Below are 6501 nucleotides of genomic sequence, written 5' to 3' on the forward strand. Positions count from 1 at the left end.
GCTTCAGCATCCGCACCCCCACGAACCCCACCACCGCCGCCCCCACCTTGGAGTACATGGAGACATACCCCGCCACGTCCTCCCAGTTCTCCCCGAGTGCATAGCCCGCCAGCACGAACGCCGTGTTCCAGATCGCACTCCCCACCGTCGTCAGCACCAGAAACAGCGGCAGCGGCATCCGCTCCACCCCCGCCGGCACCGAGATCAGCCGGAAGATCGGGATCATGCGGAAGGCGACCGCACGCTTCCTTGCGGTTCACCTCAGTGTGCGGGACCCGGACGACCGGCTAGCGTGGCCGATCATGACGGAATCAGCAGGCCGCGGGCCCATCGCAGCGGCGGTACGGCGCGGCGCGCGGGACGCGGCCGGACTCGCTCTCGGGGCCATGACCGCCTGCGCCGAGCTGGTTCTCGCGCTGTTCGCGGGCCTGGCCCTGCTGCTCGTACTGGCCTGGCCACCCGCGCGGCGCGCGCTGCTGCGCCCGCTGGGCACCCTCGCGCACCGGGTCACCGAGATCGAGGTGCGTCGGCTCACCCGCTTCCTCGGTGTGCGGATTCCCACCCCGTACGGAGACGGCCGCGCCGCCCGCTACGCCCTGGCCCGGATCCCGCTCGGTCTGCTCGGCGGCGTCATCCTGGGCTTTCTGCTGGTCGGACTGTCCTGGGTCGGGTTCGCCGCCGCCGGCTGGCTCTGGGTCGATATCCAGTACGAGATCGAGGTCGCGGGCACCGCCGTCCTCGGGTTGTTCGTCATCGTCCTCACCGCCCAGGGGGTGTACGGCACGGCCCTGCTGGAGAGCAGGCTCGCCCGCCACCTCCTCGGGCCCAGCAGACAGCACGCCCTGGAACGCCGGATCGCCCAGCTCGCCACCACCCGCGCCGAGGTCGTGGACGCGGTCAACGACGAGCGCCGCCGGATCGAACGCGACCTCCACGACGGCGTCCAGCAGCGCCTGGTCGCCCTCGGGATGCTGCTGGGCCGCGCCCGCCGCAGCCGGGACCCCGACCGCGCCGACGAACTCCTCCTCCAGGCCCACGAGGAGAGCCGCCGGGCCCTGGTCGAACTGCGCGAAGTGGCGTGGCGCGTCTATCCGACCGTGCTCGACGAGGCGGGGCTGCGCGCAGCCCTGGAGACGGTCGCCGAGCGCACCCCGCTGCCGATGCGGGTGGAGTACGACGTCGAGCGGGAGCCCGCCCGCCATGTGGAGACCGTGGCGTACTTCGTGGTCTCCGAGGCCGTCACCAATGTGGTGAAGCACTCGGGAGCCACCCGGGTCGAGGTGAATCTGCGGCGTACCGGCGGCACGCTGTGGCTGTGTGTCGAGGACGACGGGGCGGGCGGCGCGGACCCCTCGGGCGGCGGGCTCACCGGGCTGGCGAGCAGGGTCGCGGCACTCGACGGCCGGTTCGGGGTCGACAGCCCGGCCGGCGGACCCACGACGATCACCGCGGAGCTGCCGTGCGCGTAATCCTGGCCGAGGACTCGACCCTGCTGCGGGAGGGGCTCGTACGCCTCCTCGCGGAGGAGGGCCATGAGGTGCTGGCGGCGGTCGGCGACGGTGAACAGCTCCTCGCCGCCGTCGCCCGGCGGCAGCCTGATGTGGTGGTGGCCGACGTCCGGATGCCCCCGACCCACACCGACGAGGGCCTGCGCGCGGCTCTGGAGATCCGCCGCCGCTGGCCGGCGGTGGGGGTGCTGGTGCTCTCGCAGTATGTGGAGAAGCGGTACGCCACCGAACTGCTGACCTCCGACCGGGAGGGCGTCGGCTATCTGCTCAAGGACCGGGTGGTCCAGGTCGACGAGTTCCTGGACGCGCTGGAGCGGGTGGGCCGGGGGAGTGCGGCCTTCGACCCCGAGGTCGTACGCCAGCTGCTGGCCCGCAGCACCCGTACGGACCCGCTCTCCCGGCTGACGGCCAGGGAGCGGGACGTACTGGCGGAGATGGCACAGGGGCATACGAACGGCGCGATCGCGCAGCGGCTGCATGTCTCGCAGAGCGCGGTCGAGAAGCACATCAACGCGATCTTCGACAAGCTGGATCTTACCGGGACGGCGGGTTATTCGCGCAGGGTGCTGGCGGTGCTGCGCTATCTGGACTCGTAGCTGTCCGTAGCCATTCGCCGCCAACCGTGACTGTTCGTGGCTGTGCCGGGTTGTCCGGTGCGCCGTTCGGGCACCTGCGGCCCGTGGCCGTCCGGGCAGCGCGGCCGGTCCGGCCCGGTCGCACACGTACCGCCGACTGCCGCCGACCGCCGCCGGTTCAGCCGCAGCAACCGCCCCCGCAGCAGCCCCCGCCCCCGCCGCCTCCGCCGCCCGGCGCGGGCCCGGGGGACGACGCCGTACCGCCGACGGCGACGGTCGACAGCAGTTTGACCGTGTCGTCGTGCCCGGCGGGACAGCTCGCGGGGTCGGCGGACCGGGCCATCGGCCGGTTCACTTCGAAGGTGTCGCCACAGCTGCGGCAGCGGAAATCGTAACGAGGCATACGCTCCAGGCTACGCGCTCTCCTCCGGGCCCCCGCCCCGCTCGGCGCTCTGCTGCCGCTCGGCGCCCCGCGGGCCCTGCTCCCGGGGTTCGGCGGCGACCGGCCGGGGCGGCTCCCCACCGCTCGCGGCCTGGCTCCCGGCCTGGCTCGCGGCACTGCTCCCGGCCCGCGACGGGTGACGGGCCCGCCAGTACGGATTGTCGTGCGGGAGCGTCGAGCTGACCCGCCCGTACATCCCGAAGAACATCAGGAGCACGCCCACCACAAAGCTGAACAGCACATTCTGGATGCGGAAGGCGAGCGGGTTGAAGTCGGTGTCCAGGAGGGCGAGATTGATGAAGCCGCTGCCGACGAACACGACCCCGAGCACCATGTTCAGCGTGGAGGCGAAGTTTCCGCCGATGACCATGCCGACGAGGAGCAGCAGTCCCACACAGATGGAGAGGACGCTCAGCGAGCCATTGGTGTTGAGACCGGCGACGGTGTCGCCCTCGGTGTCGATGAACCCGATCCTGTCGATCAGCCCCAGGATGCCGAACGTGAGCAGGAACAGCCCCATGAGCCCGGCGCCGACGCGGTAGACGCGGCTGAGCCGGTGATCGACCGGAAGGTGCTCGTCGAGCCGGACGCGGTGCGGGCGGGGCTTCTTGTGACGCGGCTTGTGATGCAGTACGTGTGCGGCCATGTCCGGCCTCCTCGGGTACGTACGCGTATGTCCAGCATCCGCCTGTGAGCGCCCCTGTTCAACTCCCGCCGGGGCTCGCCGGGCGCCCGGCGGTCGGGCACACCCACCACGCTCAGCCGCCCCCGGCACCTCGGGTCCTTCAGTCCGCCCCGGCACCTCGGGTCCTTCAGCCGGCCCCGACCTCTTGGTCGGCCCGCTCAGCCGCCCCCGGCCCCCCGGTCCTCCCGGATCTGCTCGACGACCCGGGCGACGGTGCGCCGCACGGCCTCCGTCTCGGTCAGGAAGTGCCAGTAGTCGGGGTGGCGGCCCTCCAGCCCGGTGATCGCCCGCTCCAGCCGGGCGACCGCGTCGTCGAGCGGCCGGGCGTGGCGCGGGTCGGGGGTGTTGCGCCCGGCCATGGCGAGCCGCTGGGCGTCGCGCACGGCGAAGCGGGTGCGGTCGATCTCCGGCTGCGGGTCCTTGGCGACGGCATTGAGCCGCTGGAGCCGGTCACCGGCGGCGGACACGGCCTCGTCGGTGGTGTTCAGCAGCGCTCGTACGGTGCTGAGCAGGGCGGTCGCATCCGGCCAGCGCTGCTCGTCGCGGGCCTTGGCCGCCTCGCGGAGCCTGTCCTCGGCCTGCTGGACACCGGCGGCGGCCTGCTCGGGCACGGGCTGGAGGTTCTGCCAGCAGGCGGCCGAGAACCGCCGCCGCAGCTCACTGAGAATCGGCTCGACGGACTCGGCGCGGGTGGTCAGGGCCTGCGCGCGGGTACGGAGCGAGACCAGCCGCTTGTCGATCTCGGCGGCCTGCTCGGGGAGCCGCTCGGCCTCGGCCCGTACGGCTTCGGCGTCCCGGAGCACCTGGTCGGCGCGGTGCAGGGTCTCGGCGACGCCATGTCGGCCCGCGCCCTGGTTGAGCAGGGTCAACTCGGGGCCGAGCGCGGCGAGCCGGGCGGCGAGATGATCCGCTCGCAGTCCGGAGCCCCGTACCGTATCGAGAGCATTGCTCGCGGCGAGGAGCGCCGCTCTCGCCCGCTCGATGGCCGGGACCAGCCGGGCGAGCTGAGTCTCCACCTTGTCCAGCAGCGGCCCCAGCCCCTGGGCGAACCGGTCCAGATCCGCCTTCACCCGCACCAGCTCGTCCTTGGCGCGGGTCAGCTCACCACGCGCCCGGGAGGCGACGGACGCCTCCAGATCGTCCCGATCGAGATCGTGCGCGTCGACGGCCGTGATGTAGTGCCCGCTCACCTCGTCGATCCGCCGCCCGAGCGCGGCGAACCCCTCCACGGCCTGACGCGCCCGGGGCGAGGTGTCCACGGCCGTGATCGTCTCGATGGAGATCCGCAGATCGCGCTGGGCGGTGTCCAGCTCGTAGAAGGCCGCGGCGGCGGCGTCCTTCGCGGCCTGCGCGTCGGCCCGCTGCCCTTCCCCGCGCCCGCCGAACCAGCGCCGCGTGCCCCCGCCCGCGAACGCACCGGGCAGCGCCGCGACGGCCAGCGGCACGGGCAGCAGCACCAGGGCGAGGACATCCCGGACGGCAATCGCGTTCGCATTCGCGTGCGCCCGTGCGTGTGTCCCCGTCACATCCCGCTCCCGTGCTGTGTCGCCGTACCTGATTCATTCTCCCACCAGGTAACGACGAACACACGGGCCAGAAGGTTCGCGCTTGTACGATTTCCCGTGCTCCGGGCCGATATTCCGTGATTCTGCTACTCCGCTGCTACTCCGCTGCTGCTCCGCTACTCCGCCGTGCGCACCCGCACATCGCCGTTGTCGCTGCGGGCGGTCACCACCCGCCGGCTGCCGTCGTCCTGAGGTACTCCCACCTGGACCGAGCCGTTGCCGCTCGTCGCCTTGACGGCGTACGGAGCCCCCGCGCGCGGCAGCCCGATCCGTACGTCCCCGTTGTCGCTGACGGCCTCCACTCGCTCCGGCAGAAAGCCCGCCCGCAGCCCGACCCGTACGCTCCCGTTGTCCGACTCCGCCTTCACGGTCCTGGCCGCCACGTCCTCGGTGGTGACTGCCCCGTTGTCGCTGCGCAGGTCGAGGGGCCCGGTCGTGTCGCGGACGGTCACACCGCCGTTGTCCGACGCGATCCTCAGGGGCGTCGTGAACCCGGACGCCGTCACGCCCCCGTTGTCGTTCTCCACCCGCACCGTGACGTCCCTCGGCACCTTCACCGAGTGCCGCGCCTCGCAGTCGCTGGCGACGGCATCGCAGTCCACCCGCAGCGTGAGCTTCCCGTCGGCCATCCGCCACGAGGTGTCCGGCCCGCTCCCGAGGAACACCCACCCGTCGACCCGCCGGGTCACCCGCACATCCTTCACATCGGCGGGGACGACATCGATGGCGGAGTTCTTGCTGTCGATGGTCAGCGTCTTCCCGGTCAGCGGAAACGTTCTGCTCTCCACCGGAGCCTCCTCCGCATCCGCACTCCCGCACCCGGCCAGCACCCCCACCACCAGCCCCCCGCCCCCGACCAGCCCCACCATCCGCACCCACCGCGCGGCCCGGGGCCGGCCATTGACGCGGGCGTAGCCGTCTGCGCGTTCGCCGCTCATGTCGATCATTCCCCTTGCTGGTTCGGCCACTACGCCCCCAACCTAGAAGCCCCGCCCCCACCCGACGATCCGGTCGCCCACCGTCTCCGTGGTAGGGCTATCCCCCGGTCCGCCTCCCACCCGACCCACCCCTCGGCGCGGCGGGAACGGGATTGCGGGGCGGCCCCATCTGCCATGTACGCTGTCCCTTCATCCACGGGTGCGTAGCTCAGTGGTAGAGCGCTGCTCTTACAAAGCAGATGTCGGCGGTTCGAAACCGTCCGCGCCCACCAGTTCTACCAGCCGTTTCGGTGACTGAGGCCCAGGTCAGAGCACATTCAACCTGGGCCTTCACTGTTCCTTCGGCTTCATGACTACCCCATGGCTACAACATGGCTCCCTCAGTAGTGCCCCGTCTCGTCTCCTAAAAATCTCCTAAATGATCAAGCCGTATGCGCTGGTCAGCGGCGGCAGAATGAGAGCGACCCCCTCCGTGCACTGGAGGGGGTCGTCCCGTACCGGGGAGCGGATGGGGGCCACCCATGGGTGCTCTCCGGCACGCTTGTTTGAACGCAGGTTCGATATCTCTAGGTATGGCGATCGTCACGAGGGCGCCAACACCCGGGAGAGTGACGTCCGCCAGACCAGGGCGGTGGTCAGGCGGTGTCGCGGCGTTCGAGGTTTCGGCGGGCGGCAGCGCCGCGGCGGTGGTTGATGAACCGGCGCAGGGCGTCGACGAGACAGCACAACACGGCGTACTCCAAGCACGGTGGGGGTGGGGCCCCGGTCCGTCCGCTACGGGGGATGCG

6 protein-coding genes, 1 tRNA gene and 1 pseudogene are annotated in these 6501 nt (G+C 71.6%); 3 read left to right on the forward strand and 5 right to left on the reverse strand.

Annotated elements, in window-relative coordinates; translation table 11 throughout:
- Positions 1 to 244 (reverse strand): annotated as a pseudogene (locus ACWF94_RS29530) (DedA family protein); the annotation flags it as partial.
- A 58-nt stretch (positions 245 to 302) separates the two neighbouring features.
- Between ACWF94_RS29530 and ACWF94_RS29535 the strand changes: the two are divergent.
- Together ACWF94_RS29535 and ACWF94_RS29540 are read left to right on the forward strand one after the other, a co-directional pair.
- Positions 303 to 1469 carry a sensor histidine kinase gene (locus tag ACWF94_RS29535; protein ID WP_453495110.1) on the forward strand — a complete coding sequence of 389 codons (1167 nt, stop codon included), beginning with the start codon at positions 303 to 305 and terminating at the stop codon, positions 1467 to 1469.
- Complete coding sequence (locus ACWF94_RS29540) at positions 1460 to 2104, forward strand: response regulator transcription factor (protein ID WP_453495113.1); 645 nt, start codon at positions 1460 to 1462, stop codon at positions 2102 to 2104. Before ACWF94_RS29535 ends, ACWF94_RS29540 begins: the two co-directional genes overlap by 10 nt.
- Positions 2105 to 2261: 157 nt before the next feature.
- Here ACWF94_RS29540 and ACWF94_RS29545 read toward each other — a convergent pair whose 3' ends face one another.
- The 4 genes from ACWF94_RS29545 to ACWF94_RS29560 form a co-directional block, all read right to left on the reverse strand.
- Positions 2262 to 2486 carry an FmdB family zinc ribbon protein gene (locus ACWF94_RS29545; RefSeq protein ID WP_453495116.1) on the reverse strand — a complete coding sequence of 75 codons (225 nt, stop codon included), beginning with the start codon at positions 2484 to 2486 and terminating at the stop codon, positions 2262 to 2264.
- A 10-nt stretch (positions 2487 to 2496) separates the two neighbouring features.
- Positions 2497 to 3171, reverse strand: a complete 675-nt coding sequence (locus ACWF94_RS29550; protein WP_453495119.1) for a DUF4383 domain-containing protein — start codon at positions 3169 to 3171, stop codon at positions 2497 to 2499.
- 197 nt (positions 3172 to 3368) lie between these two features.
- Positions 3369 to 4736, reverse strand: a complete 1368-nt coding sequence (locus tag ACWF94_RS29555; protein WP_453495122.1) for a hypothetical protein — start codon at positions 4734 to 4736, stop codon at positions 3369 to 3371.
- A 155-nt stretch (positions 4737 to 4891) separates the two neighbouring features.
- Positions 4892 to 5644 carry a DUF4097 family beta strand repeat-containing protein gene (locus tag ACWF94_RS29560; protein ID WP_453495125.1) on the reverse strand — a complete coding sequence of 251 codons (753 nt, stop codon included), beginning with the start codon at positions 5642 to 5644 and terminating at the stop codon, positions 4892 to 4894.
- Between the two features lie 266 nt (positions 5645 to 5910).
- Between ACWF94_RS29560 and ACWF94_RS29565 the strand changes: the two genes are divergently transcribed.
- Positions 5911 to 5985: transfer RNA gene (locus ACWF94_RS29565), tRNA-Val, on the forward strand.
- The last annotated feature ends 516 nt before the right edge of the window (positions 5986 to 6501 follow it).

This window comes from Streptomyces sp. NPDC055078, from assembly GCF_053607985.1.

Coding starts and splice junctions, on each gene's coding strand:
- ACWF94_RS29535 (WP_453495110.1), top strand. CDS start 303: ATGACGGAATCAGCAGGCCGCGGGCCCATCGCAGCGGCGGTACGGCGC.
- ACWF94_RS29545 (WP_453495116.1), bottom strand. CDS start 2,486: ATGCCTCGTTACGATTTCCGCTGCCGCAGCTGTGGCGACACCTTCGAA.
- ACWF94_RS29550 (WP_453495119.1), bottom strand. CDS start 3,171: ATGGCCGCACACGTACTGCATCACAAGCCGCGTCACAAGAAGCCCCGC.
- ACWF94_RS29560 (WP_453495125.1), bottom strand. CDS start 5,644: ATGGTGGGGCTGGTCGGGGGCGGGGGGCTGGTGGTGGGGGTGCTGGCC.